General features: G+C 71.9%; 20 protein-coding genes. 11 read left to right on the plus strand and 9 right to left on the minus strand.

What is annotated here, in order from left to right; translation table 11 throughout:
* Positions 1-17: 17 nt before the first annotated feature.
* The 7 genes from ACQPZQ_RS19565 to ACQPZQ_RS19595 all read right to left on the minus strand — a co-directional run bounded on the left by ACQPZQ_RS19565 (position 18) and on the right by ACQPZQ_RS19595 (position 8,803).
* Complete coding sequence (locus ACQPZQ_RS19565) at positions 18-1,325, minus strand: alpha/beta fold hydrolase (protein WP_433297833.1); 1,308 nt, start codon at positions 1,323-1,325, stop codon at positions 18-20.
* 81 nt (positions 1,326-1,406) lie between these two features.
* Positions 1,407-2,990 (minus strand): ABC transporter substrate-binding protein, encoded by a 1,584-nt coding sequence (locus tag ACQPZQ_RS19570; RefSeq protein ID WP_433297835.1) that lies wholly within the window; start codon positions 2,988-2,990, stop codon positions 1,407-1,409.
* Between the two features lie 126 nt (positions 2,991-3,116).
* Positions 3,117-4,937 carry a gamma-glutamyltransferase family protein gene (locus ACQPZQ_RS19575; protein ID WP_433297837.1) on the minus strand — a complete coding sequence of 607 codons (1,821 nt, stop codon included), beginning with the start codon at positions 4,935-4,937 and terminating at the stop codon, positions 3,117-3,119.
* Complete coding sequence (locus tag ACQPZQ_RS19580; protein WP_433297839.1) at positions 4,934-5,947, minus strand: ABC transporter ATP-binding protein; 1,014 nt, start codon at positions 5,945-5,947, stop codon at positions 4,934-4,936. Before ACQPZQ_RS19580 ends, ACQPZQ_RS19575 begins: the two co-directional genes overlap by 4 nt.
* Positions 5,944-6,948 (minus strand): ABC transporter ATP-binding protein, encoded by a 1,005-nt coding sequence (locus ACQPZQ_RS19585; protein WP_433297841.1) that lies wholly within the window; start codon positions 6,946-6,948, stop codon positions 5,944-5,946. Before ACQPZQ_RS19585 ends, ACQPZQ_RS19580 begins: the two co-directional genes overlap by 4 nt.
* Positions 6,945-7,853 (minus strand): ABC transporter permease, encoded by a 909-nt coding sequence (locus tag ACQPZQ_RS19590; protein WP_433297843.1) that lies wholly within the window; start codon positions 7,851-7,853, stop codon positions 6,945-6,947. The genes ACQPZQ_RS19585 and ACQPZQ_RS19590 overlap by 4 nt, the downstream gene beginning before the upstream one ends.
* Entirely contained in the window at positions 7,850-8,803 is a 954-nt protein-coding gene (locus ACQPZQ_RS19595) for an ABC transporter permease (RefSeq protein ID WP_433297846.1), read from the minus strand. Before ACQPZQ_RS19595 ends, ACQPZQ_RS19590 begins: the two co-directional genes overlap by 4 nt.
* Positions 8,804-9,254: 451 nt before the next feature.
* Here ACQPZQ_RS19595 and ACQPZQ_RS19600 point away from each other — a divergent pair, with 451 nt between their 5' ends.
* The 10 genes from ACQPZQ_RS19600 (at position 9,255) to ACQPZQ_RS19645 (ending at position 20,632) form a co-directional block, all read left to right on the plus strand.
* Positions 9,255-10,934, plus strand: coding sequence for a 5-oxoproline transporter, DUF979 family subunit (locus ACQPZQ_RS19600; RefSeq protein WP_433297849.1), 1,680 nt, complete (start codon positions 9,255-9,257; stop codon positions 10,932-10,934).
* Positions 10,918-11,988, plus strand: a complete 1,071-nt coding sequence (locus tag ACQPZQ_RS19605; RefSeq protein WP_433297851.1) for a DUF2891 family protein — start codon at positions 10,918-10,920, stop codon at positions 11,986-11,988. The genes ACQPZQ_RS19600 and ACQPZQ_RS19605 overlap by 17 nt, the downstream gene beginning before the upstream one ends.
* A 62-nt stretch (positions 11,989-12,050) precedes the next feature.
* A complete protein-coding gene (locus tag ACQPZQ_RS19610) occupies positions 12,051-13,214 on the plus strand; it encodes an NAD(P)/FAD-dependent oxidoreductase (protein ID WP_433297854.1) in 1,164 nt (387 codons plus the stop codon).
* A complete protein-coding gene (locus ACQPZQ_RS19615; RefSeq protein ID WP_433297857.1) occupies positions 13,211-13,489 on the plus strand; it encodes a (2Fe-2S)-binding protein in 279 nt (92 codons plus the stop codon). The genes ACQPZQ_RS19610 and ACQPZQ_RS19615 overlap by 4 nt, the downstream gene beginning before the upstream one ends.
* Complete coding sequence (locus ACQPZQ_RS19620) at positions 13,470-14,900, plus strand: FAD-dependent oxidoreductase (protein WP_433297859.1); 1,431 nt, start codon at positions 13,470-13,472, stop codon at positions 14,898-14,900. Before ACQPZQ_RS19615 ends, ACQPZQ_RS19620 begins: the two co-directional genes overlap by 20 nt.
* On the plus strand, positions 14,897-15,805 hold the full coding sequence (locus tag ACQPZQ_RS19625; protein WP_433297861.1) for a dihydrodipicolinate synthase family protein: 909 nt from the start codon (positions 14,897-14,899) through the stop codon (positions 15,803-15,805). Before ACQPZQ_RS19620 ends, ACQPZQ_RS19625 begins: the two co-directional genes overlap by 4 nt.
* Positions 15,806-15,807: 2 nt before the next feature.
* Positions 15,808-16,809 (plus strand): proline racemase family protein, encoded by a 1,002-nt coding sequence (locus ACQPZQ_RS19630; RefSeq protein ID WP_433297863.1) that lies wholly within the window; start codon positions 15,808-15,810, stop codon positions 16,807-16,809.
* Complete coding sequence (locus ACQPZQ_RS19635; RefSeq protein ID WP_433297865.1) at positions 16,806-17,753, plus strand: ornithine cyclodeaminase family protein; 948 nt, start codon at positions 16,806-16,808, stop codon at positions 17,751-17,753. The genes ACQPZQ_RS19630 and ACQPZQ_RS19635 overlap by 4 nt, the downstream gene beginning before the upstream one ends.
* Positions 17,746-19,362: an N-acyl-D-amino-acid deacylase family protein gene (locus ACQPZQ_RS19640; RefSeq protein WP_433297867.1), complete on the plus strand. Its 1,617-nt coding sequence runs from the start codon at positions 17,746-17,748 to the stop codon at positions 19,360-19,362. The genes ACQPZQ_RS19635 and ACQPZQ_RS19640 overlap by 8 nt, the downstream gene beginning before the upstream one ends.
* Entirely contained in the window at positions 19,349-20,632 is a 1,284-nt protein-coding gene (locus tag ACQPZQ_RS19645; RefSeq protein WP_433297869.1) for an amidohydrolase, read from the plus strand. The genes ACQPZQ_RS19640 and ACQPZQ_RS19645 overlap by 14 nt, the downstream gene beginning before the upstream one ends.
* A gap of 354 nt (positions 20,633-20,986) precedes the next feature.
* Here the strand turns inward: ACQPZQ_RS19645 and ACQPZQ_RS19650 are convergent, their stop codons facing one another.
* Positions 20,987-21,901 carry a hypothetical protein gene (locus ACQPZQ_RS19650; protein WP_433297871.1) on the minus strand — a complete coding sequence of 305 codons (915 nt, stop codon included), beginning with the start codon at positions 21,899-21,901 and terminating at the stop codon, positions 20,987-20,989.
* A 168-nt stretch (positions 21,902-22,069) separates the two neighbouring features.
* On the opposite strand from ACQPZQ_RS19650, the gene ACQPZQ_RS19655 reads away from it, so the two are divergent.
* Positions 22,070-22,771 (plus strand): GntR family transcriptional regulator, encoded by a 702-nt coding sequence (locus ACQPZQ_RS19655; RefSeq protein WP_433297874.1) that lies wholly within the window; start codon positions 22,070-22,072, stop codon positions 22,769-22,771.
* 82 nt (positions 22,772-22,853) lie between these two features.
* Here ACQPZQ_RS19655 and ACQPZQ_RS19660 read toward each other — a convergent pair whose 3' ends face one another.
* A complete protein-coding gene (locus ACQPZQ_RS19660; RefSeq protein WP_433297876.1) occupies positions 22,854-24,089 on the minus strand; it encodes an amidohydrolase family protein in 1,236 nt (411 codons plus the stop codon).
* Positions 24,090-24,106: the final 17 nt, after the last annotated feature.

Consider the following 24,106-nt stretch of genomic DNA (forward strand, 5'->3'; position numbering starts at 1 on the left):
CCCGGTGCCTGCGCCGCTCATCCGGTGAGCGGTCCGCCGCGGTCCCGGATCCGGTCCAGCAGCCTCTCCAGCACGGCCGGGTCGCGGCGCAGCCCGTCGTGCTCGTACTCGTTGGTCACCCACGCTTCGCAGTTGCCGACGTGCTCGGCCGTGCGCAGCGACAGCCCGGCGTCGACGTACAGGTCGTCGTGGTAGACCACCGCAGCGACCGGCACGTCGTTCGCGGCCAGCCGATCGAGGTCGTACAGGTCGCTCCAGCCGGGCGTGGTCGCGAGAGCGTGCGCCACGGCCTCGAACGGGCGCAGCGCCCTGATCTCGGAGAACATCCAGGGGAACATCATCTCGCCGGTGAAGGTCAGCGGCCGGGCCGTCTCGGCGAACTCCGGGTGGCGCTCACGCTCCGCGGCCGCCGCCCATCCCGTGGCGGGTCCGCCGGCGCCGTGGCCGTAGATGCTCTCCTGCATCACGACGAAGAGCGGGTTGTCAGCGAACGCGGTGCGCTCGGCGACCTGCCGGCAGAACGTCTCGGAGAGCCGGTCGGCGCGCCGCTCGTCGGCCCACGCCTCGTCGAAGAGCCAGTGGAGCTCGTCCACGCCCGGGGCCATGCCGAGGTCGCCGCCGAGTGCCTGCAGCCGGTGCACCGTCAGCCGGTCCCCGTCGGGGAGCCGCACGTCGGACGCGGCCACGTGGTCGGCGACCGCCGCGACGAGGTCGGCGTCGGCCGGGTACCGGTCGTAGAAGCGGCGCACCCGAGCAGCCACTCGCGGGTAGGTGCGGCGGTAGACCTCGGCCGCGGACGGCTCCAGCGACGCCAGCCCACCCGTGACGTAGCAGGCGGCGAGGCCCTGCGGGGCCTGCGAGAGGTAGGTGAGGGTGATGAACCCGCCGTAGCTCTGGCCGAGCGTCTCCCAGCGCCGTCCCCCGTAGACCGTGGTCCGCAGGTGCTCGGCGTCGGCGACGATGCTGTCGGCGCGGAAGCAGCGCAGGTACGCGGCAGCGGCGGCAGGGTCGGTGAAGCGGGAGATGTCCGCACCGTCGACCCGGCTGGAGCGCCCGGTTCCCCGCTGGTCGAGCAGCACCACACGGTGGGTCCGCAGTGCCACGGGCAGCCACCCGTCGCGCTGCGGGCGAGGGCCCTTGCCGCCCGGGCCGCCCTGTAGGAACAGCAGCAGCGGCAGGTCCTCGTTCGCTTTCGCAGGGTCCACGACCTCGCGGGCGAAGACCTGCAGGGTCTCGCCATCCGGGCGTGCCCAGTCCACGGGCACGTCCACTCGGTGGTCGGTTACCCGCAAGCCGGGGCTCGTGGTGACGTTGACGACGGCCATCCCGTCCTCCTTCTCGTCAGATCATCTCCGCGACACGTCGGGGCCGGGTGGCGCCGCCTGCACCACCCGGCCCCGACGGCGTCACCCGGCGAGCGACGCGGTCTTGAAGCGCGGGATGCCGTCCGGGTAGTAGACGACGCCCTGCAGGTTCTTCGACGTCCCCAGGAACCAGGCGTCGTGGTACAGGTAGATCACCGACCGCAGCTCGTGGACCCGCCGGATCGCCTGGCCGTAGAGATCGGCGCGCTCGGCCTGGTCGGTGGCAGCGGCGGCCCGCTTGGCCAGGTCGTCGACCTGCGGGTCGGAGAGGCCGCTGAAGTTGTTGGAGCCACCGGTGGTCACCAGGTCGTTGATGTTGCCGTCCGGGTCGATCCGGCCGGACCAGCCGATGAGGAACGCGTCGAACTGCCCGGCCCGCGCCGCCGCCAGCGACGAGACGAACTCCTGCTGGTTGATCCGCACGTCGAACCCGACGTCCTTCGCCATCCCGGCGATCACCTCGGCGGTGCGCGGGCCCTCGTTGCCTGCGGGCACCATCAGGTTGACCGGGATCGGCGTCGGCACCCCCGACTGCGCGACGAGCTGGCGCGCCCGCTCCGGGTCGTAGGGCGTGCACTGCGGGTCCGAGGGCCGGAACTGGCTCTGCAGCGGCAGCGGGAGGCAGTCGACGGCGTTCGAGTCGGCGAAGACGACCTTGTTGATCGCGTTGCGGTCGAGGCTCAGCTCGAAGGCCTCGCGCAGCAGCGCCGACTGGCCCAGCGGGGTGCTGGCCTGGCCGGTCGGCGTCGCGGTGCCGGTGGTGTTGCCGACGTTGATGCTGACGGCCTGGTAGGCGATCGTGTCGACGTCTTGGATCGTCACGTCGGGGCTGTTCTTGAGGGCGATGGCGTCGGTCGCGGTGATGCGCTCGGCCGCTTGGACGTCACCGGACTCCAGGTTCGCCCGCCGCACGTTCGGGTCGGTGATGATGCGGTAGGTGACGCCGTCGAGCTTCACCTTGTCGGCGTCGTAGTAGTCCGTGGACTTCGTGAAGACGATCTCGCTGCCGGACGTCCGGGACTGGAACTTGAAGGGCCCGACGCAGACCGGTGCGGTGCCGAAGTTGTCGCCCAGCTGCTGCAGTGCGGTCGGCGACATGATCAGCCCGGCACGGTCGGCGAGCTGCGCGCCGAGCGGGGTGAACGGGTACTTGAGGGTCAGCCGGACGGTGTTCGGGTCGACCACCGTCACGTCCTGCACCGAGGCCAGCTCCTTGGTGCGCGCCGAGCCCTTGAGCGTGCGGTGCCGGTCCAGCGAGGTCTTGACGGCCTCGGCGTTGAACGGGGTGCCGTCGTTGAACTTCACGCCCTGGCGCAGCGGGATGGTGACGGTCAGGCCGTCGGGGGAGACCTGGGGAACGTCGGCGGCCAGCTGGGGAACCAGGCTCAGGGTCTCGTTCGTGTCGTAGAGCTTCTCGCAGAACGACGTGAACACCACGCGCGCCGGGAAGGTGTTGGCGAGCGTCGGGTCCAGCACGTCCGGTTCGGCGGACAGCGCCATCACCAGCGTGCCGCCCGAGGCGGCCGCGCCGCCGGATGCGCTGGCGCCGCTGCTCGCACCGGGTGTGGTGCAGGCGGCGAGGACGAGGGGTAAGGCGAGCGCCACGATCCAACGTCGTGCTCTCACGAGGACCTCCGGGGGGAAGGAAAGGGGATTGCGGGCAGGAAGGGATGCGCCGCGGTCAACGGGGAGCCCGCGGCGTGGGGCTGGGCCGGCAGGCGGCGGGTCAGCCACCGGGGGTGGGTGAGGTGCTCACCGCCCGACCGCGTAGCCCTGGGAGCCGCGCGGGTTGGCGGCCGCCCGTAGCCACTCGCCGTCGCGGGCCACGGCGGATAGCCGCCCCAGCGACCAGCCGTCGACCTCCTGCACGTCGTGGCCGCGGGCGCGCAGATCGGCCAGCACGTCCGGTGCGTGCCGGTCCTCGATGACGAGCGAGCCCGGCACCGCCTCCCTCGGGTAGAAGGAGCTGCGGACGTGATCGGTGTGGAACATGGGGAAGTCGATGGCCTGCTGCAGGCCCATCCCGCCGTGCACGATGGCCAGGAACAGCTGGATCGACCACTGGTCCTGGTAGTCGCCGCCCGGGGTACCGAAGGCGAGCCACGGCTTGCCCTCGCGCAGTGCGAACGACGGGGTGAGGGTGGTACGCGGGCGAGCGCCGGGCCGGATCGTGGCCGGCAGGCCGTCCTCGGCCCAGAACATCTGGCCGCGCGTGGACAGGCAGAACCCCAGGGCGGGGATCGTCGGCGAGCTCTGGAACCAGCCGCCGCTCGGCGTCGCCGAGATCATCATCCCGTTCCGGTCGACGACGTCGATGTGGCAGGTGTCGCCGCGCACCTCGCCGTCCGGGGTGAGGGTCGGTTCCCCGACGCCCGCCGCGACCGCCGCGGCGACACCGGTCGCGTGGGCGCCGGGCAACCGGGGTGTCCGTCCCCCGGGGGAGCCCGGCCGCAGCTCGTACGACGCGTCGGCGCCGACGAGCTTCGCGCGGGTTGCGGCGTAGGCGGGGTCGAGCAGGTCGGCGAGCGGCACGTCGACGTGGTTCGGGTCGCCGTACCAGGCCTCGCGGTCGGCCATGGCGAGCTTCGCGGTCTCGACGATCGTGTGGACCCAGTCGGCCGAGCCGGGTTCGGCGGCGGCCAGATCCAGCTCGTCGAGCAGCGTGAGCTGCTGCAGGAGCGCCGGGCCCTGCCCCCACGGGCCCGTCTTGCACACCGTGTAGCCGTGGTAGTCGAGCGTCACCGGCTTCTCGAACGTCGGCTCCCAGCGCGCGAGGTCGTCGGCGGTGAGCAGCCCGGAGTGCGCGCGCCCCGACGTGTCGACGACCTCGGTGTTCGCGCAGAACTCGCCGACGGCCTCGGCGACGAACCCGCGGTACCAGGCGTCGCGGGCCGCGGCGATCTGCCGCTCGCGGCCCCCGCCGGCAGCCTCGCCCTCCTCGATCAGTCGCTTGTAGGTGCGGGCCAGCACGGGGTTGGCGAAGCGGGCCTCCGGTGCGGGCACGGCTCCGCCCGGCAGCCAGGTGGCGGCCGACGTGGGCCAGCGGCTGGTGAACATCTCGGCGACCGTGCCGAGCGCGTGCGACACCCGCTCCAGCATCGGGTGGCCGTGCTCGGCGTAGTGCACGGCGGGTTCCAGCACGTCCCGCAGCGGCCAGGTGCCCCAGCGCTCCAGCATCAGCAGCCACGCGCCGAACGAGCCCGGGACCACGGCGGGGAGCAGCCCCGTGCCGGGCACGAGGTCGAGCCCGAGGTCGGCGAACACGCCCACGTTCGCCGCCTGCGGCGCGACCCCCTGGCCGCACAGGACCGTCACGTCCTCGGTGCTCGGGTCCCAGACCAGCGCGGGCACCTCGCCGCCCGGCCCGTTCAGGTGCGGCTCGACGACCTGCAGGACGAACCCGGCCGCCACAGCGGCGTCGGCGGCGTTCCCACCGCGTTCGAGCACCGACATCCCGGCCGACGACGCCAGCCAGTGGGTGCTCGCGACCATGCCGATGTCGCCGGTGATTTCGGGACGGGTGGTGAACACGGGACTCCTCTTGTCGGGCTTCCGGTCGTTCGTTGCGGTCATGGCGCGGCCACCCGCGGCCGTCCGGACTCCGCGGTCACGAGGTGGCATGCCACCGGGTGGTCCGGTGCCGTGACGGCAGTGAGCGGCGGGTTGTCGGTGGCGCAGCGGTCGATCGCGACGGGGCAGCGGGTGTGGAACCGGCAGCCGGACGGGGGATCGGACGGGCTGGGGAGGTCGCCGCTGAGGACGATCCGCTCCCGGCGCCGCACGTCGGCCGGGTCGGGCGCGGGCGCCGCGGACAGCAGCGCCTGGGTGTACGGGTGCTGGGGATCGGCGAACAGCGTCTCCCGGCTTGCCGTCTCCACGATCCGGCCGAGGTACATCACGGCGATCCGGTCGCTGATGAACTCGACGACCGACAGGTCGTGGGTGATGAACAGACACGAGAAGCCGAGGTCGTGCTGCAGGTCCAGGAACAGGTTGAGGATCGAGGCCTGCACCGAGACGTCGAGTGCGGACACCGGCTCGTCGGCCACCAGCAGCCGCGGGCCGAGCACCAGCGCTCTGGCCAGCGCCACTCGCTGGCGCTGGCCGCCCGACAGCTCGTGCGGGTAGCGGGTGCGCATCTGCTCGCGCAGGCCCACCCGCTCCAGCATCTCGCCCACCCGCCGCGTCCGGTCGCGGCGCTCGCCCTCGCCGTGCTGCCGCAGCGGCTCGCCGACGATCTGGCCGACGGTCATGCGCGGGTTGAGCGAGGAGTAGGGGTCCTGGAAGACGACGTGCACGTCACGCCGTACCGGCCGCATCTCCCGGCGGCTGATCCGTGAGACGTCGCGGCCCAGCAGTTCGACGGTGCCCGACGTCGGCGTCTCCAGGCGCGCGATGCAGCGACCCACCGTCGACTTGCCGCTGCCCGACTCGCCCACCAGGCCGAGCACCTCGCCGGGCGCGATCGTGAGATCGACGCCGTCGACGGCACGCACGGTGTGCCGGCCGCCGCGCAGCCGCGACCCGCCGGCGAAGTGCTTGTGCAGGTCGCGCACGACCAGCACGGGGTTCTCGCCGGTCACTGGATACCTCCCGGGCCGGGGTGGTGGCAGGCCGCCAGGTGCCCGGCCTGTTTCGGCTCCAGCAGCGGCCGGGCGCCGCGGCAGGCGTCGGTGGCGCGTGGGCAGCGGGGGTGGAACTGGCATTCGTCGGGGTCCGACGTGGGCGCGGGCACCAGCCCGGGGATCTCCGTGAGCCGCCGCCTGCCGTCCACCAGCCGGGCCCGGCCGGGCAGGGCGCCCAGCAGGCCGACGGTGTAGGGGTGCTGCGGACGTGCGAACACCTCGGCGACCGGCGCCTGCTCAACTCGCCTGCCCGCGTACATCACCACCACGCGGTCGGCGACGTCGGCGACCACCCCGAGGTCGTGGGTGATGAGCACGACCGCGGTGCCCAGCTCGTCGCGCAACTTGCGGATCACGTCGAGCACGCCGGCCTGCACGGTGACGTCGAGTGCGGTGGTCGGCTCGTCCGCGATGAGCACCTTGGGGTTGCACGCCACCGCGATCGCGATCATCACGCGCTGGCGCATCCCGCCGGAGAGCTGGTGGGGGAAGGCGTCGGCACGGCGGCGGGCGTCCGGCATTCCGACCAGTGCGAGCAGCTCGACGGTGCGCTCGCGCACCTGACGCCTGCTGAGCCGCTCGTGCTGCTGCAGCACCTCGCCGATCTGGCGGCCGATGGTGTACGCGGGGTTGAGCGAGGTCATCGGCTCCTGGAAGACCACCGAGACGTCCTTGCCGCGCAGTTCCTGCATCCGCTGCTCCGGCAGCGACGTGAGCTCGACGCCGTCGAGCGTGACGGTGCCCTCCACCGTGACGTCACCGTCGGGCAGCAGCCGGGGCACCGCCATCGCGGTGACGGACTTCCCGCAGCCGGACTCGCCGACGAGGGCCAGGATCTCGCCCCGCTCCAGGGTGAACGACACGTCCTTGACGGCGATCACAGGGCCGTCGTCGGTGGCGAACGTGACGCGCAGGTCCCGCACGTCGAGCAGCGGTCCGGCTGCTGCGGCGGTGGTCACCGGGCGCTCCGCGGGTCGAGGACGTCACGCAGTCCGTCGCCGAGGAGGTTGAACCCGAGCGTGGCCATCGCGATGGCGAGGCCGGGGAACAGCGCGAGCTGCGGCGCCTGCGACAGGTACTGCTGGGCGTCGGTGAGCATCGTTCCCCACGACGGGGTCGGGGGTTGCACACCGAGGCCGAGGAAGCTCAGCGTGGCCTCGCCGATGATCGCGCCCGGGATCGCGACGGTCGCCTGCACGATCAGCACGTTCATGGTGTTCGGCAGGATGTAGCGGGCGAGGATCGTGCTGTCGCGGGCGCCGTCGGCGATCGCTCCGGCCACGAAGTCCTGGTCGCGCAGCATCAGCGCCTCACCGCGGGCGATCCGCACCACCGCGGGGATCTGGGCCACCGCCAGCGCGATCACCACGTTGCGCAGCGACGCCCCGAGGATGGCGGCGAGCCCCACCGCGAACACGAGGAACGGGAAGGCGAGCAACACGTCGTTGATCCGCATGATCACCGGGTCGAGCCATCCCCGGTAGAAGCCGGCGAGGAACCCGATCGGCACACCGATGAGCAGGGCGAGCGCAGTGGACAGCACCCCGGCGAGCAGCGAGACCTGTGCTCCGTGCGCGATGCGGGAGAGCACATCGCGGCCGAGATCGTCGGTGCCCAGCAGGTGCGCCGCGGACGGCCCGGCGAGCGTCGTCGAGAAGTCCTGCTCCTCCGGATCGCCGGTGAGCAGGGGCCCGAGCACGGCGAGCAGCACGAACGCGGTGACCAGCACCAGGCCCAGCATCGCGAGCTTGCGGCGCAGGAACCGGCGGCGGATGCGTTGCCAACGCGAGGCCGTGGCCGCCGGGGGCGGTGCCACGGTGTCGGCGGCCTCCTCGAGGAGGAGTGGTCCGCTGGGGTCGGTCATGTCGACGCTCCGGTGAGACGCAGGCGCGGGTTCAGGTAGGCGTAGGTCAGGTCCACCAGGAGGTTGATCAGCACGTACCCGGCGACCGTCACGAGCACGGCACCCTGGATCACCGGGTAGTTGCGGGCCAGCACGGCATCGACGATCAACTTGCCGAACCCGGGGATGACGAAGATCGTCTCGGTCACGACGGCGCCGCTGATCAGCGCACCCAGTTGCAGGCCGAGCACGGTGACCACGGTGGTGAGGCTGTTGCGCAGGGCGTGGCGGACCTCGCGTGGCCGGGACACTCCCTTCGAACGCGCCGTGCGCACGTAGTCGGCGGAGAGCTGGCCCAGCAACGCCGATCTCGTCTGGCGCATCAACACCGCCGACAACCCCGTGCCCAGCACGACTGCGGGGAGCACCATCCGGCGCACGTTCTCCAGCGGGTCCTCGGCGATTCCCACGAACCCGGACGCCGGGAGCCAGCGCAGCGTCACCGAGAAGACCAGGATCGCGAGCAGCCCGAGCCAGAAGTGCGGGACCGAGAGGCCGAACAGACCCAGCCCCGTGGCGGCGTAGTCGGCAGGGCCGCCGCGGCGGACCGCGGACGCGATCCCGGCAGGCACGCCGATCGCGAGCCCGACGATCACCGCGAGCACCGTCAGCTCGATCGTGACGGGCAGGCGCTCGACGATGATCTGGGCCACCGGGATGCGGTCGCGCGTGGAGAGCCCGAAATTGCCCTGCACGGCCTGGCTGACGTAGTTCCAGTACTGCACGGGCAGGGGGTCGTCGAGCCCGAACTGCTCGCGGATCGCCGCCAGCGTGGCCTCGTCGGTGCTCTCCCCGGCGAGCACGAGCGCCGGGTCACCGGGCAGCGCACGCACTCCCAGGAACACGACGATGCTCGCGATGAACAGCGTGAGCAGGGCAGCGAGTACGCGCCGCACGATGAAGACGCCCATCCGTCAGCCCGTCGTACCGGAGGGTGCGAAGTGCGGGTGCGGAGCCCCGGGACGCACCGGCCTGCTCGCGCCTGCCCGTCTCACGTCCGGCTGTGATGGCATGTCTGACCTCGCCGTCGTTCGGTAAAGTGAACGGGAGGCTAGGGATCTTGATACGGAGAGTCAACACCTTGTGCCGATAGTGGCTCACGACCGGACGTACAGCCCGGTCGGCCCTCACCTACCGCTCCCAGCGTTCGATGTAACGAACAGATGACGGCGACTTCGACCTCTCGGGGACGCCGGTACTGCCTGCGTACTGCCCGACCTGCGGGCTTCCGGGTGTGAGGCCCTCCGAGGCGGCGACGGGCGTTGTGACGATCCGGTTTCTCCCCGCGGGCGACCGTTGCCGGACCGTCCGACGAAAGTGCAATATCACATGCCACATTCGTGAAGATCGAATCGGGGAAGCATGTACGTCCTGATCGGCGTGGGACTCGTGGTCGTCGGGTTCGCACTCCGGATCAACCCGCTGCTGGTGGTCACGGTCGCCGGCATCGCCACCGCTGCGATCGCCCGGATCGGGCCGGTCGAGATCCTCAACGCCTTCGGTACCGGCTTCGCAGGCAGTCGATCGGTCACGACGTTCGTGATCGTGCTGCCGGTGATCGGACTGATCGAGCGCTACGGGCTCCAGGAGCAGGCGAAGCGGCTGATCTCCCGCCTCAAGTCCATGACGACCGGGCGGATCCTGGCCGGCTACATGGTCATCCGGCAGGTCACCGCGGCAGTCGGGCTCAACAGCATCGGCGGCCCCGCGCAGACGGTGCGGCCGCTGATCTACCCGATGGCGGAAGGGGCGGCGGTGGAGCGGTACGGCCCGCTGTCGCTGCGGATGAGGGACAAGATCAAGGGCTACGCGTCGTCGGCCGACACCGTCGGCGTGTTCTTCGGCGAGGACATCTTCGTTGCGATCGGCTCGATCCTGCTGATCACGAGCTTCGTCGACACCACCTACGGCCTCGCCCTCGAACCCATCGACCTCGCGCTCTGGGCGATCCCGACCGGCGTCGCCGCATTGCTGATCCACGCCCCGCAACTGCTGTGGCTGGACCGCAGCTCACGCGCATGGCCGCTGCGCCGGCTCAGGAGAAGGAGACGGCCAGTGCTGACAGCTGAATGGCTCTACTGGCTCATCGGCGCGTTCTTCGTGGCGATCGCCGTCCACATCCTGCGCGACACCGAGCACCCGCGGCGCCTCGGCAGCGCCGCGTTCTGGGGGCTTCTGGGCATCAGCTTCTTCTACGGGACGTTCGTGCAGAGCGGCCAGGCGCCCGCGTGGCTGCTGGGCATCGTGGTGCTCGTGATGGTGGTGCTCGCCGGATTCGGCCGTGTCGGGCGGGGTAAGGGTCGGACCACCACCCCCGAGGAGCGCACGAGCCTCGCCGAGCGCTTCGGCAACAAGCTCTTCGTGCCCGCGCTGGTCGTGCCGATCGTGGCGGTGCTGATCGCTCTCGTCGGCCCGCTGATCAGCATCGGGGGCGAGCCGCTGCTCGCCGAGGGCAGCGCCACGCTGACCGGCCTGGGCATCAGCGCGATCGTGGCGCTGGTGGTGGCGATGCGGCTCCTGCGGCCGCCGTCGCCCGCCGCGCCGCCGTCGCTCGGCGTTCCGCTGCGCGAGAGCAGCCGCCTGCTGGAGGCGATCGGCTGGGCGGCGTTGCTTCCGCAGATGCTCTCGACACTCGGGAGCCTCTTCACACAGGCGGGCGTCGGCAAGGCGGTCGGCACGATCGCGGGCTGGGTGCTTCCCGAGGGTTCACTCCTCGCCGCGGTCGCCGTCTACGCGATCGGTATGGCCGCATTCACGATCATCATGGGCAACGCTTTCGCAGCGTTCCCGATCATGACGGCGGCTGTCGGCTGGCCGGTGCTCGTGCAGACGTTCGGTGGCGCGCCGGCGCCGATTTTCGCTATCGGGATGCTCTCGGGTTTCTGCGGCACGCTGGCCACGCCGATGGCTGCGAACTTCAACCTCGTGCCAGCCGCCCTGCTGGAGATGAAGGACAAGTACGGCCCGATCAAGGCACAACTGCCGACGGCAGGCCTCGTGCTGCTGGTGAACATCGGAGTGATGTATGTCGTCGCATTCTGAGTTGTTGCTGCCCACCGGGACGCCGACGGACCGACGGAGCTGGGCGGACGGTTTCGCCGCCGTAGTCGTCGCGAACCTGTCGCGCCATTACCCGTACGCCACGCAGCACGAGACCCAGGGATCGGACGACCGCGCGCTGCCGATCGAGCTGCACCCGGCGTTCGCCACGTCCTACGACTGGCACTCGTGCGTGCACATGCACTGGCTGGCGGCGCGGCTGCTGGCCTTCGGCGTCGACGAGGCCGTGGGCGTCCGGCTGGAGGCGCTCCTCGCGGAGAACCTCACCGCCGCCAACCTGGAGGTCGAGGCCGCCTACCTCGCTGCGCACCCGCACTTCGAACGACCGTACGGCTGGGCGTGGGCCCTTCGGCTGGCCGCGGAGGTGGCCACCTCAGCGGTCCCCGCGATCCGGGCGCTGGCGACGGCGACCACCGCGTTCGCCGGGACGGTGGCGGAGCTCGTCACGGCGTGGACGGTGAGCGTGCCCGAGCCGGTGCGCCACGGCGTGCACTCGAACTCCGCCTTCGCGCTCACGCTGATCGTCGAGTCTGCGCGGACACTGGAGCTCGCTGATCTCGAGGCCGCCTGTGCCGGCGCCGCGCGCCGCTGGTTCGCGGGCGACCGGGGCTGGCCCGCCGACTGGGAGCGCAGCGGGCAGGACTTCCTCTCACCCGGCCTCGCCGAGGCGGACCTCATGCGACTCGTGCTGCCCGCCGAGGAGTACGTCCCGTGGTGCGTCGGGTTCCTCGGCGGTACCGCGTCGGAGAGCCCGATCTTCCGCCCGGTCACCGTGCTCGACGCGCACGACGGACATCAGACTCACCTCTACGGCCTCGACCTCTTCCGCGCGGGCGCGGCCACACGCGTCGCCGGTGCTCTCCCCGACGACGGTGACGCGGGTGAACTGGCGCGGAGACTGCGGGCGTGTGTCCCGCCGTTGCTCGGCGCGGGGCTCGCGGCGAGCGTCTCGGACGAGTACTACTCGACGCACTGGCTCGCGACGTTCGCGTGGGTCGCGATGGAGTCCATCGAGGGGAGTGTGCAGGCGAGCTGAGCTGCGTCGCCCCGGTCGGGAAAATGTCCCGGAAATCCCGTGCAATGTGACATAGTACTGGGGTGCCTGTGGTGACTGTGGACGTGCTGGTGATCGGAGCAGGCATGGTCGGCTCCGCGTGCGCGTACCACTGCGCCGAGGCCGGGCTGCGGGTCGCGGTCGTCGACCGCGGACCTGTCGCCGGAGGCACCACCAGCGGGGGAGAGGGCAACATCCTCGTCTCCGACAAGGAGCCGGGCGCCGAGCTCGAGATGGCCCTGCTGTCCGTGCAGCTGTGGGCAGCGCTCGGCGAGCGCATCGGAGCCGATCGCCTCGAGCTGGAGCCCAAGGGCGGGGTGGTCGTGGCGCAGACCGCCGAGGCTGCCGCGGGCCTCGCCGGGCTGGTGGCAGCCCAGCGCGCAGACGGCGTCGAGGTCACCGACGTGAGCCCGGCCGAGCTTGCGGAGCTGGAGCCGAACCTCACGCGAGAGGTGAGCGCCGGCGCGTACTACCCGCAGGACATGCAGGTGCAGCCGATGCTGGCGGCCGCGGAGCTGTTGCGGCAGGCGCGCCTCCGCGGCGCCACCGTGCGCACCGGCTGCGAGGTCCTCGGCCTCCGGACGGGCCCGGACGGCGCGGTGATCGGTGCGACCACCAGCGCGGGGGAGATCTCCGCGCGATACACGATCAACGCCGCCGGCACCTGGGGCGGTGAGGTGGCGGCGATGGCAGGGGTGAACGTCCCGGTGCTGCCGCGCAAGGGGTTCATCCTCGTGACCGAGCCGCTGCCGCCTGCCGTGGTGCGCCACAAGGTCTACTCCGCCGACTACGTCGCCAACGTGGCGAGCGGCGACGCGGGTCTCGAGACGTCGGTGGTCGTCGAGGGCACGCGGGCGGGCACTGTGCTCATCGGAGCGAGCAGGGAACGCGTGGGCTTCGACCGCACGGTCTCGGTCGCGGTGCTGCAGCGGCTCGCCGCACAGGCGATCGGCCTGTTCCCGTTCCTCTCCGACGTGACGCTGCTGCGCAGCTACCTCGGGTTCCGTCCGTACTGCCCGGACCATCTGCCGGTGATCGGCGAGGATCCGCGCGCACCCGGCCTCGTGCACGCCTGCGGCCACGAGGGGGCGGGGATCGGTCTGTCCGCCGCCACGGGCCACCTCATCGCACAAGCCCTCACCGGCGAGAAGCCCGACCTGGACCTCGCCCCGTTCCGGCCGGACCGTTTCACCGTGGAGGTGGCATGACGCCGGAGATCCGCTTCGTCTTCGATGACGCCGAGCTCACCGCCGCACCGGGGCAGAGCATCGCGGCGGCGCTGATCGCCGCGGGACGGCGGTCGTGGCGCACCACCCGCGTCGGCGGCGAGCCGCGCGGTGCGTTCTGCGGCATCGGGGTGTGCTTCGACTGCCTCGTGATGGTGAACGGCAGGCCGAACCAGCGGGCGTGCCTGACCGAGGTGCAGCCGGGAGACCGGGTCGAGCTTCAGGAGGGGACGGGCCGTGAGCACCTCGCCCGGTGAGAGCTACGACGTCGCCGTGCTCGGCGCCGGGCCTGCCGGGCTCGCCGCCACGGTCGCCTCGCGGGCGTCCGGAGCGCGAACGGCGCTGGTGGACGCAGGAGAGCGGGTGGGCGGGCAGTTCTGGCGCCACCGCGACGGCGACGACGGCACCGGCCACCACCAGTGGCCGCAGCTGAGGCGGCTGCGCGCCGCAGTTGCCGGACCCGACCTGCTCGGTGGCCACGCGGTCTGGCACGCCGAACGCACCGACCGCGGTTTCACCCTGCACACCACGACCACTGTGGACGGTCGATCGGTCTCCCGCCGGATCCGCTGCCGAGCGCTCGTCGTCGCCACGGGCGCCTACGACCGCCAGCTCCCGTTCCCCGGCTGGACGCTGCCCGGCGTCTACACGGCGGGCGGGGCGCAGGCCCTGCTCAAGGGCCACGGCGTGGCGGTGGGCCGACGGGTCGTCGTCGCCGGCACCGGGCCGTTCCTGCTGCCTGTCGCGGCCGGTCTCGCGGAGGCGGGCACCGAGGTCGTCGGCGTCTTCGAGGCGGGCGCGCCCACCGGCTTCGCCCGCCACCCGGCCGCGGTGCTCGCCAACGCCGGCAAGCTCGCGGAGGGCGCCGGGTACGCGCGCACGCTGCTGCGTCACCGCGTGCCGTACCGGACCCGCACGGCGGTGATCGCCGCACACGGCGGCGGCGACGGCGTGCACGCGGTGACGGTCGCCCGTCTCGACGCCGGGTGGAACGTCCGGCCGGGCACCGAGCGGGTGCTGGAGTGCGACGCGGTGGCCGTCGGCTACGGCTTCACCCCGCAACTGGAGATCCCGTTGCAGCTGGGCTGCGCCACGCGACTCGACGCCGACGGCAGCCTGGTGGCCGTCGCCGACGACCGGCAGCAGGCGTCCGAGCCCGACGTGTTCCTCGCAGGCGAGGTGTGCGGGGTGGGCGGGGCGGCGCTGTCGCTCGTGGAAGGGCAGCTGGCCGGGCTGCACGCAGCGCACGGCCACCTCGATCCCGGCGTGCTCGCCCGGCTGCGGCGCCGCCGCGACCGGCTCCGCGCCTTCGCCGCCGCGATGCACGACGCGCACCCGGTGCCCACCGGCTGGGCGGACTGGCTCACCGGGGACCCCACGGTGTGCCGCTGCGAGGAGGTGCCGGCGTCGGCGATCCGCGCGGCCGTCACCGAGCTCGGCGCCACCGAGGCGCGCACCGTGAAACTGCTGGCCCGCCCCGGGATGGGGCTCTGCCAAGGACGGGTCTGCGGGTATGCCACCGCGGGCCTGGTGGCGCGGGAGTGCGGCCGCGCCGTCACCGCGCAGGATCTCCTCGGCACCGCCTCCCGCCCGATCGCGCAACCGGTGACGCTCGGCAGCGTCGCCGCAGGTTTGGACCCGACCGACGACCTTCCGGAGGACCGATGACCGCACCCACTCGACCGTGGCACGGAGTCCTGGTGGCCACCGCTCTGCCGCTGCGGCCGTCCGAGTCCGGGGTGCTCGCCCCCGACTTCGACACCTTCGCCGAGCACGTGGCCTGGCTGGCGGAGCAGGGCTGCCAGGGTGTCACCCCGAACGGCTCGCTGGGCGAGTACCAGACCCTGACGCCCGAGGAGCGCGCGCGGGTGGTGACCACCGCGGTCGCGGCCGCGCCGGAGGGCTTCACCGTGATGCCCGGTGTCGCCGCCTACGGGGCGGGAGAGGCGCGGCGGTGGGCGGAGCAGGCCGCCGAGGCCGGTTGTGCCGCGGTGATGTTGTTGCCGCCCAACGCCTACCGCGGCGACGAGCGTGCGGTCGTCGAGCACTACCGCGAGGTGGCGAAGGCGGGCCTGCCGATCGTCGCCTACAACAACCCCATCGACACCAAGATCGACCTCGTGCCCGAGCTGCTTGCCGAACTGCACGGCGAGGGGCTCATCGTCGGGGTCAAGGAGTTCACCGGCGACGTGCGCCGGATCTACCGCATCGCCGAGCTCGCGCCCGGGCTCGACGTCCTGTGTGGCGCCGACGACGTGGCGCTGGAGCTTGCGATCGCGGGCTCGCCGGGCTGGATCGCCGGCTACCCGAACGCTCTGCCGCGCTCCACGGTGCGCTTCTGGGAGGCCGCGACGGCGAAGGATCTCGACGTCGCGCTGCCGCTCTACCGATCGCTGCATCCGCTGCTGCGGTGGGACTCGCGCACCGAGTTCGTGCAGGCCATCAAGCTGAGCATGGACGTCGTGGGCCGCTACGGTGGCCCGTGCCGGCCGCCCCGCGTGCCGCTCACCCCGGAGCAGGAGCAGACCGTGCGCCAGGCCACCGAGAAGGCCGTCGCCGAGGGACTGACCTGACGATGCGCGCGAAACGCGTCTTCCACGCCGTCGACTCCCACACCGAGGGGATGCCGACGCGCGTGATCACGGGTGGCATGGGGATGGTTCCCGGCGCCACGATGTTCGCCCGCCGCCAGTACTTCATGGAGCACCTCGACCACGTGCGCAAGCTGCTGATGAACGAGCCGCGCGGGCACTCCGCGATGAGCGGGGCGATCCTGCAGCCGCCCACGCGGCCCGACGCCGACTGGGGCGTGCTGTTCATCGAGGTCTCCGGCTGCCTGCCGATGTGTGGACACGGCACCATCGGCGTGGCGACGGTGCTGGTCGAGACCGGGATGGTGGAGGTCACCGAGCCGGTCACCACGATCCGGCTCGACACGCCCGCCGGGCTCGTGGTCGCGGACGTGGCCGTCGAGGACGGCGTCGCACGGGCCGTCACGTTGCGGAACGTGCCGTCGTTCGTGCTCGGCCTGGACCGCACGGTGGTGGTCGAGGGCTACGGCGAGGTGCGCTACGACATGGCCTTCGGCGGCAACTTCTACGCGATCCTCGACCTCGACCAGGTCGGCATCCCGTTCGACCGGGCGGAGAAGCAGCGACTGCTCGACTTCGGGCTCGCGATGATGGACGCGGTCAACGCGAAGGACCGCCCGGTGCACCCGGAGAACCCCGAGGTCGCGGGCTGCCACCACGTCTACCTCGCCGCACCGGGTTCCACGGCGCGGCACTCGCGGCACGCGATGGCGATCCACCCGGGCTGGTTCGACCGCTCGCCGTGCGGCACGGGCACCAGCGCTCGCATGGCGCAGTTGCACGCCCGCGGCGAGCTGCCCATGGACACCGACTTCGACAACGAGTCGTTCATCGGCACCCACTTCATCGGGCGGCTCGTGGAGGAGACGACGGTCGGAGCCCTGCCCGCGGTCGTCCCGACGATCACCGGACGGGCCTGGATCACCGGTACAGCGCAGTACTTCCTCGACCCCACCGACCCGTTCCCGGAGGGTTTCGAGCTGTGACGGTGCCCGCGGCGCTGGATGCAGCGGCGGTCGAACGGGCCCTCCCGATGCCCGTCGCGATCGCCGCGATCCGCGAGGCACTGCGCGGCGGGCTCGACCCGGCGGCGGGGCCTGCGCGCTCCGTGGTGCCGGTGCCGCACGGACAGCTGCTTCTGATGCCCGCGTACTGGGGCGGGTACGCGGGCGTCAAGCTGGCCACCGTGGCCCCCGGCAACCCCGAGCGCGGCCTGCCGCGCATCCAGGGCGCCTATCTGCTGCTCGACGGCGAGACGCTCACGCCGCTCGCGTTGGTCGACTCGGTGTCGCTCACCGCGATCCGCACCGCGGCGGTGTCGGCCGTCGCCGTCGACCTGCTCGCCGAGCCGGACGCGCGGCGGCTCCTCGTGTTCGGCTCGGGGCCGCAGGCGCACAGCCACCTCGCCGCGGTGCGCGCGGTCCGGCCGGTCGACGAGGTCGTCGTCGTGGGCCGCGACGAGGGCCGGGCCCGTGCGTTCGCCGAAGCCGCGGCGGGGGAGGGAGTCACGGCCCGCGTGGGCACGGCCGCGGACGTGGCGAGCGCCGACCTGGTCGTGTGCGCCACCACCGCGCGCACGCCGCTGTTCGACGGCGCACTGCTGCGCTCGCGCGCCACCGTGGTGGCCGTGGGCTCGCACGAGCCGGACGCCGCCGAGGTCGACGCGACCACCGTGTGCGCCTCCACCGTCGTGGTGGAGGACCGGTCGACGGCGCTGCGGGAGGCGGGCGACGTGATCGGGCCGGTGCAGGCAGGCCTGCTCGACCCCGACACACTCGTCGGCCTGGCGGAGGTCGTCCGGGGCGCGGTGCCTGTTCCGCCGTCCCGGCCGCGGCTGTTCAAGAGCGTCGGGATGGCATGGCAGGACCTGGTGCTCGCCGCTGCGGTGTTCGCCGGGTCCCGGCTGGGGGAGGAGATCCACGGTGTATGACCTCGTGCTCAAGGGCGGGACGGTCGTGGACGGCACGGGGGCTCGTGCCCGGTCGGCCGACGTCGGCATCCGCGACGGCCGGATCGCCGAGATCGGCCGGATCGGCCGGGGCGAGGCGCGCCGCTACGCCGACGTGGCCGGAGCCGTGGTCTGCCCCGGCTTCATCGACCTGCACTCGCACGCCGACTACACCGTCTTCGCAGCGCCGGAGGCCGTCACCCAGTCCGCGCAGGGCGTCACCACGCTGGTCACCGGCAACTGCGGGTTCTCCCCGTTCCCCGTCGTGCCCGAGCACGCCGAGGAGCTGCGTTCCCACGGCGACTTCCTCGACGACGGCCTGACGTGGGAGTGGTCGACCGCGGGGGAGTACGCAGAGGCCGTCGATCGGCTCCCGCTCGGCGTCAACATCGCCCCGCAGGTGGGCCACTCGGCGCTGCGCATCGCAGTGCTCGGCCTCGACGACCGGCAGCCGGACGCCGCGGAGCTCGCGCGGATGCGTGAGCTCGCGCGGGCGGCTCTCGCCGACGGTGTCGCCGGCCTGTCCAGCGGGCTGATCTACGCCCCCGCGTCGTACGCGGCGCCGGAGGAACTCGCGGCCGTCGCGGCCGAGGCCGCTCGGTTCGGGCGGGTCTACTCCACGCACATCCGTGACGAGGGCGACTACCTCGACAGCGCGATCGACGAGGCGATCGAGGTCGGCAGGAGCACGGGTGTGCGGGTCGAGATCTCCCATCTGAAGGCGGTGGGGCCTGCCAACTGGGGGCGGGTCGCGGCCGCGATGGAGCAGATCGCCGCGGCTCGCGGCGATGGCGTGGACATCCGCGCCGACCAGTACCCGTATGCGGCGGGAAGCACGACGCTCACCACGCGGCTGCCGGCCTGGAGCATGGAGGGCGGCGTGCCGGAGCTTCTGCGCAGGCTGTCCGACCCGGCGGTGTGCGACCGGATCGTGGCGGAGCTGGAGGCCGACGACATGTGGTCGTTCCTGGCCCCGCGCATCGTCGTCGCCGACACCCCGGAGGGGCCGTTCCACCGGTTCGTGGGCCAGGACCTCGCCACGATCGCCGCGGCGATCGGGGAGACGCCCGCCCGCGCGATGCTGGAGGTGTTGCGCGGCCAGCGGGGCACCGTGTCGATCATCATGCACGGGATGGCGGAGGACGACGTCCGCACGGCGCTCGCCGACCCTGCGGTGGCCGTCGCGAGTGACGGGTGGGTACTGAGCTGTCCCGGCGACGGAATGCCGCACCCCCGAAGCTTCGGCACGTTCGTCCGGGTGCTGGGCCACTACACCCGCGACGAGGGCCTGCTGGACCTGCCGACGGCGGTCGCGAAGATGACCTCGCTCCCCGCTTCGCGGCTGGGCTGGACGGACCGCGGTGTGCTGCGTCCCGGTGCCGTCGCCGACATCGCCTGTTTCGACCCTGACCGGGTCGGCGACCCGGCGACGTTCTCCGAGCCGTGGCAGCTGGCGGAAGGTGTGATCCACACGCTCCTGCGGGGGCAGCCCGTCTGGGAGGACGGCGCGTTCACAGGCGCCGCCGCCGGACAGGTCGTGCGCACAGTGAGTGAGAAGGGACGGATTCGTCAACACCATGACCCGAGCTGAAGATCTGATCGCAGGCCTGGAGGATCGACTACCGGACCTGGAGGCGCTCTATCGCGACCTGCACGAGCACCCCGAGCTGTCGTTCCAGGAGAAGCGCACTGCGACGGTGATGGCGGGCAGGCTCGCCGCCGCCGGGTTCGAGGTGACGACCGGGGTGGGTGGCACCGGCGTCGTCGGCGTGCTGCGCAACGGGCAGGGGCCCACCGTGCTGCTGCGGGCCGACATGGATGCGCTGCCGGTCCAGGAGATCGAGAAGGTTCCCTACCGCAGCCGCGCCACCGGCATCGACCAGGACGGGCTCGCCGCTCCGGTCATGCACGCGTGCGGGCACGACACCCACATGACCGCGCTGGTCGGCGCGATCGAGCAGCTCGCCGCGCGCCGCGGGGACTGGTCGGGCACGGTGCTCGCCGTCCTCCAGCCTGCCGAGGAGGTCGGGGGCGGTGCCCGCGCCATGCTCGACGACGGGTTCCTGGAGCGCTTCCCGCGCTTCGACGTCGCGCTGGGACAGCACATCACCTCGGCGCCCAGCACCCACCTCTACGCCTGCCCCGGTGTGTTCATGGCCGCGGCCGACAGCCTGCGGATCACCGTCCACGGGCGCGGCGGGCACGGATCGGCCCCGCACACCACGATCGACCCCGTCGTCATCGCCGCGTCCATCGTGATGCGGCTGCAGACGATCGTCGCGCGGGAGGTGGCGCCGAACGACGTGGCCGTGGTGACGGTCGCCGCCATCCACGCAGGCCGCAAGGAGAACGTCATCGCCGCGGAGGCGGAGCTCAAGGTCAACGTGCGCACCTTCGATCCGGACGTCCGGTCACACGTGCTGGCCGCGATCACGCGCATCGTGCAGGCTGAGGCCGTGGCGGCCGGAGCGCCCCGGGCACCCGAGATCGCCCCGATCAACGGCTTCCCCGTGCTCACCAACGACGTCGAGGCGACGCGGAAGGTGATGGCGGCGTTCAGCGAGGCGTTCGGGGCGGACCACGTGCACGAGACGACCCCCAAGACGGGCAGCGAGGACTTCGGGTGCTTCGCCGAGGCGGCCGGGGTGCCGTCGGTCTTCTGGAACTTCGGCGGGTTCGACCCGGCGTTCTTCCCCGACGGCCCGGAGCGGCCGCAGGTAGCGGTGACCGCCGGGAGCGTTCCCGGGGGCCACTCGCCGGAGTTCGTCCCGACCGGCCTCGAGTCGACCCTGCGACGTGCTGTCGAGGCGATGCTGACGGCGGCCGCGATCTGGCTGGGACCAGGCGCGCCCGCGGCATGAGCCCGAGCGGGCGGCCCGGCATGTCGACGTGGGTGCCGGGCCGTCGCCGCGCTCAGCGCTGGGGCCGGCGGCTACAGCCACCGGGTTTTCGAGCCCATGATGATGCAGTCGGCGTCGGCTCCCCGACCGGGAACGGTGGCGGAGTGTCGAATACTGGTGTGATTCTCGTTCTGGACGGCCCCGAGCGATTCTTGATGAGGTAGATCTCTGCGTTCGGTTCGACGTGGCTTGCTCTCATCTCGCAGAGGACGTGCTATGCGGGCTCGTGGAGCACCCGCACGGGCTGCGCACCATTGACCCGCACGGGTGGTCCATCGGCCCACGCCTTCGACGGGGTGGGCTGCCGCTTTCCGGTCAGGCCCGCTGGAACTGCCGACTGTTCATGCGGATCTGTGCAGAGTCGGTCTGCGCCTGCTGGGCCATGTTGTGCGCCTGCTGGGCCTGGTCCTCGGCCTGCTGAGCCTGCTGGTTGGCCTGGTCGGCCCGCTCCTGCGCCTGCTGAGCGCGCTGGTTGGCCTGCTGCGCCTCGTTCTGGGCCTGCTGCATCTGGTTCTGTGCCTGTTGCACCTGGGCATGCGCCTGCTGAGCGCGCTGGTTGGCCTGCTGGGCCTCGCTCTGCGCCTGCTGCGCCTGGTTCTGTGCCTGCTGCAGCAGGTTCTGGGTCTGCTGAGCCTGACCCTGCGCCTGCTGGGCCTGGCTCTGCGCCTGCCGCGCCTGGTTCTGGGCCTGCTGAGCCGCGCTCCGGGCGTGCTGCGCGAGCTGTCGCGAAGCCTGTGCATCCTGCTGTGCCATGCGAGCCTGGTCCTCGACCCGCTGCAGGTCCCGCTGCATCTCGCTCACGGCCAGGTGAGCGAAGGTGTTCTCGTCCTCGTAGCGCTGGCGCGCGGAAACCTCCTGACTGCGTTCCGCAGCGGCCTGCCCTGACCTGGACTGTGAAGACGTCACGCCGACTCCCTCATTCATCGTTTGTTGACAGAGGAAAACAATGAACGGATGCGCCGTGTGGCCACTGAGGTGATTATGGGCATTCCGCTGATTCGGCTCTGCAGAAAGTCCTCCGCGGCCGGTCTGTGCATCCGCAAAAAACCCTTCACCCAGCATGCGCGGCGGGTCAACCGACGCCACTCGTGTGAGTTTCGGGATACGCGCCTCCGGCCGCACCACCGCCGCGACCGCGACGGGGCGGGCACTGCGAGACGCGGCAAGATCACCGCGAGATTCGGTTATGCGCCCTTGCGGGGGCGGAAACCCGGATCCGGCGACGATCATGGCGTCGTCCCGGCCGCACCGGTTGTACTATGTCACATGCCACACAGCCTGGGGTTGACTGTGTGTAATCAGGGGCATCCTCGAAGTCCTGCTTTCCGGGAGCGTGGACTCGGCATGGGAGGATCCGCTGGTCGCTGTGACCAGCGGTGGAACGAGCAGGGGAGACGTATGACGGCCGCGGAGGGTCACCCCTCGTTGACTCTGCCTTCGTTCGGCGTGCGCCGGAACCTGCGTGACGAGATCATCGAGACGTTACGCGCGGCGGTGATCTCTGGCGAGCTGCGGCCGGGAGTCGTGTACTCCGCGCCGAGCCTGGCTGCGCAGTTCGGCGTCTCGGCCACCCCGGTGCGGGAGGCGATGCTCGACCTGGTCAAGGAAGGGCTGATCGACGCCCTCCGGAACAAGGGGTTCCGGGTCACCGAGCTGTCCGACAAGGACCTCGACGACCTGAGTGAGCTGCGCGCCCTGATCGAGGTGCCCACGGTGCGGAGGATCGCCGAGGCCGGCGTGGACCAGTCGGTGATCGACCGGCTCCGGCCGCTGGCCGCCGGTATCGAAGAGGCCGCCGAGAGGCGCGATTTCATCGCTCACGTCGCCATCGACATGGAGTTCCACCTCGAACTCCTCGCCCTGGCGGGCAACCCGCATCTTGTTGAGACGGTGCGCTCGCTGCGTTCGCGATCACGCATCTACGGGCTGCGCAGCCTCGCCGAGCGTGACGAGCTGGTGCCCTCCGCGCACGAGCACGCCGAGCTGATCGATCTCATCGAGGCAGGGGACGCGGCGGGAGCCGAACGCTTGATGCACCGCCACATCCGTCACGTGCGGGGGATCTGGGCCGAGCCGCAGCCGGACCGCGACGACGCTTGAGCTGTTCCGGTGCGGGCCGCGGCTGGCGCCGATAGCGCGTCGACCGCGGACCCGCAGGCTCGTGGGACGGGGGAAGAGCCGGTCAGAGAGCCGTCGGGACCGCAGGCCCTGTCGTGGTCAGTTCGTTCCGCTGCACCACGCCGTCCTTGACGACCAGTGCGACGCGGCCGGTCGCGGTGATGTCGGCGATCGGGTCGCCGTCCACCAGGCTCAGGTCGGCGAGCTTGCCGGCCGTCAGCGTGCCGAGATCGTGCGCGAGGCCCAGGTTCTCCGCGGCGGCGCTGGTGGCGGCGACCAGGACCTGCATCGGCGGCAGCCCGTGCTCGACCATCAGGGCGAGCTCGCGGGCGAGGTCGCCGTGGGCGTTGAACGGGGTGCCGGCATCGGTGCCTGCGGCGATCCGCATGCCGGAGGCCACCGCGGCGGCGAAGCTCTTGCGCTGTTGCTCCGCCTCGGACTCGGCCTTGTCGACCACCCATGCGGGGATGCCCTTGGCCTGGCCGTTGCGGATGATCCCGTCGACGGCGAGCATCGTCGGGACGAGGAACGTGCCTTGGTCGATGGCCAGTTCGAGCAGCTCGTCGTCGAGGTAGAAGCCGTGCTCGATCGAGTCGATGCCGGCGAGCAGGGCGTTGTGGATGCCGGCCCGGCCGATGGCGTGTGTGGTCACCCGCCTGCCGGAGTTGTGCGCCACCTGCGCGGCGGCCGCGAGCTCCTCGGGCAGCAGGGCGGTCTGGGTCGGTGTGACGCCGGGGGTGAGCACGCCCCCGGTGGCCATGATCTTGATGACCGCGGCGCCGGCCTTGATCTCCTGACGGGTCGCCTTACGCACCTCGTCGGGGCCGTCGGCCTCCCGGCCGATGAAATGTCCGTGGCCCCCGGTCATCGTGATGACCCGGCCTGCCGCCTGCACCCGCGGCCCGGGGACCACTCCGCGTTCGATCTCCTTGGCCAGCTCCACGACGACGCCGTCGGCGGCCCCGCAGTCGCGCACGGTGGTCACCCCCGACCGCAGGGTGGCCCAGGCGCTGCGGGCGGCCCGGAGAGTGGCCTTGGGAATGCTGTCTCCGGCGGCCTGGGCGAACGTGTCCGGTGCCCCGTCGGCCGTCAGGTGCACGTGACAGTTGATGAGGCCGGGCAGCAGCGTGCGGCCCTCGCCCTCCACCACGGTCTCCGGGGAGGTGACGGGCGCCTGATCGGCCGGACCTATCCAGGCGATGCGGCGGCCCTCCACCACCAGCGCCTGGTCGGGGACCGGTGACGCACCGGTGCCGTCGATGATCGTGACGTCGCGGATCAGGAAGCTCGGAGTGCTCATGAGGCCTCTCGGGAGTG

The organism is Pseudonocardia sp. CA-142604, from assembly GCF_050948475.1.
GTDB classification, from domain to species: Bacteria; Actinomycetota; Actinomycetes; order Mycobacteriales; family Pseudonocardiaceae; genus Pseudonocardia; species Pseudonocardia alaniniphila.

What these genes read in the sequence shown, in the direction of transcription:
- ACQPZQ_RS19565 (WP_433297833.1), bottom strand. Translation starts at nt 1,325, where the DNA reads ATGGCCGTCGTCAACGTCACCACGAGCCCCGGCTTGCGGGTAACCGAC.
- ACQPZQ_RS19575 (WP_433297837.1), bottom strand. Translation starts at nt 4,937, where the DNA reads ATGACCGCAACGAACGACCGGAAGCCCGACAAGAGGAGTCCCGTGTTC.
- ACQPZQ_RS19590 (WP_433297843.1), bottom strand. Translation starts at nt 7,853, where the DNA reads ATGACCGACCCCAGCGGACCACTCCTCCTCGAGGAGGCCGCCGACACC.
- ACQPZQ_RS19595 (WP_433297846.1), bottom strand. Translation starts at nt 8,803, where the DNA reads ATGGGCGTCTTCATCGTGCGGCGCGTACTCGCTGCCCTGCTCACGCTG.
- ACQPZQ_RS19600 (WP_433297849.1), top strand. Translation starts at nt 9,255, where the DNA reads ATGTACGTCCTGATCGGCGTGGGACTCGTGGTCGTCGGGTTCGCACTC.
- ACQPZQ_RS19605 (WP_433297851.1), top strand. Translation starts at nt 10,918, where the DNA reads ATGTCGTCGCATTCTGAGTTGTTGCTGCCCACCGGGACGCCGACGGAC.
- ACQPZQ_RS19615 (WP_433297857.1), top strand. Translation starts at nt 13,211, where the DNA reads ATGACGCCGGAGATCCGCTTCGTCTTCGATGACGCCGAGCTCACCGCC.
- ACQPZQ_RS19625 (WP_433297861.1), top strand. Translation starts at nt 14,897, where the DNA reads ATGACCGCACCCACTCGACCGTGGCACGGAGTCCTGGTGGCCACCGCT.
- ACQPZQ_RS19630 (WP_433297863.1), top strand. Translation starts at nt 15,808, where the DNA reads ATGCGCGCGAAACGCGTCTTCCACGCCGTCGACTCCCACACCGAGGGG.
- ACQPZQ_RS19645 (WP_433297869.1), top strand. Translation starts at nt 19,349, where the DNA reads ATGACCCGAGCTGAAGATCTGATCGCAGGCCTGGAGGATCGACTACCG.
- ACQPZQ_RS19650 (WP_433297871.1), bottom strand. Translation starts at nt 21,901, where the DNA reads ATGATCGTCGCCGGATCCGGGTTTCCGCCCCCGCAAGGGCGCATAACC.
- ACQPZQ_RS19655 (WP_433297874.1), top strand. Translation starts at nt 22,070, where the DNA reads ATGACGGCCGCGGAGGGTCACCCCTCGTTGACTCTGCCTTCGTTCGGC.
- ACQPZQ_RS19660 (WP_433297876.1), bottom strand. Translation starts at nt 24,089, where the DNA reads ATGAGCACTCCGAGCTTCCTGATCCGCGACGTCACGATCATCGACGGC.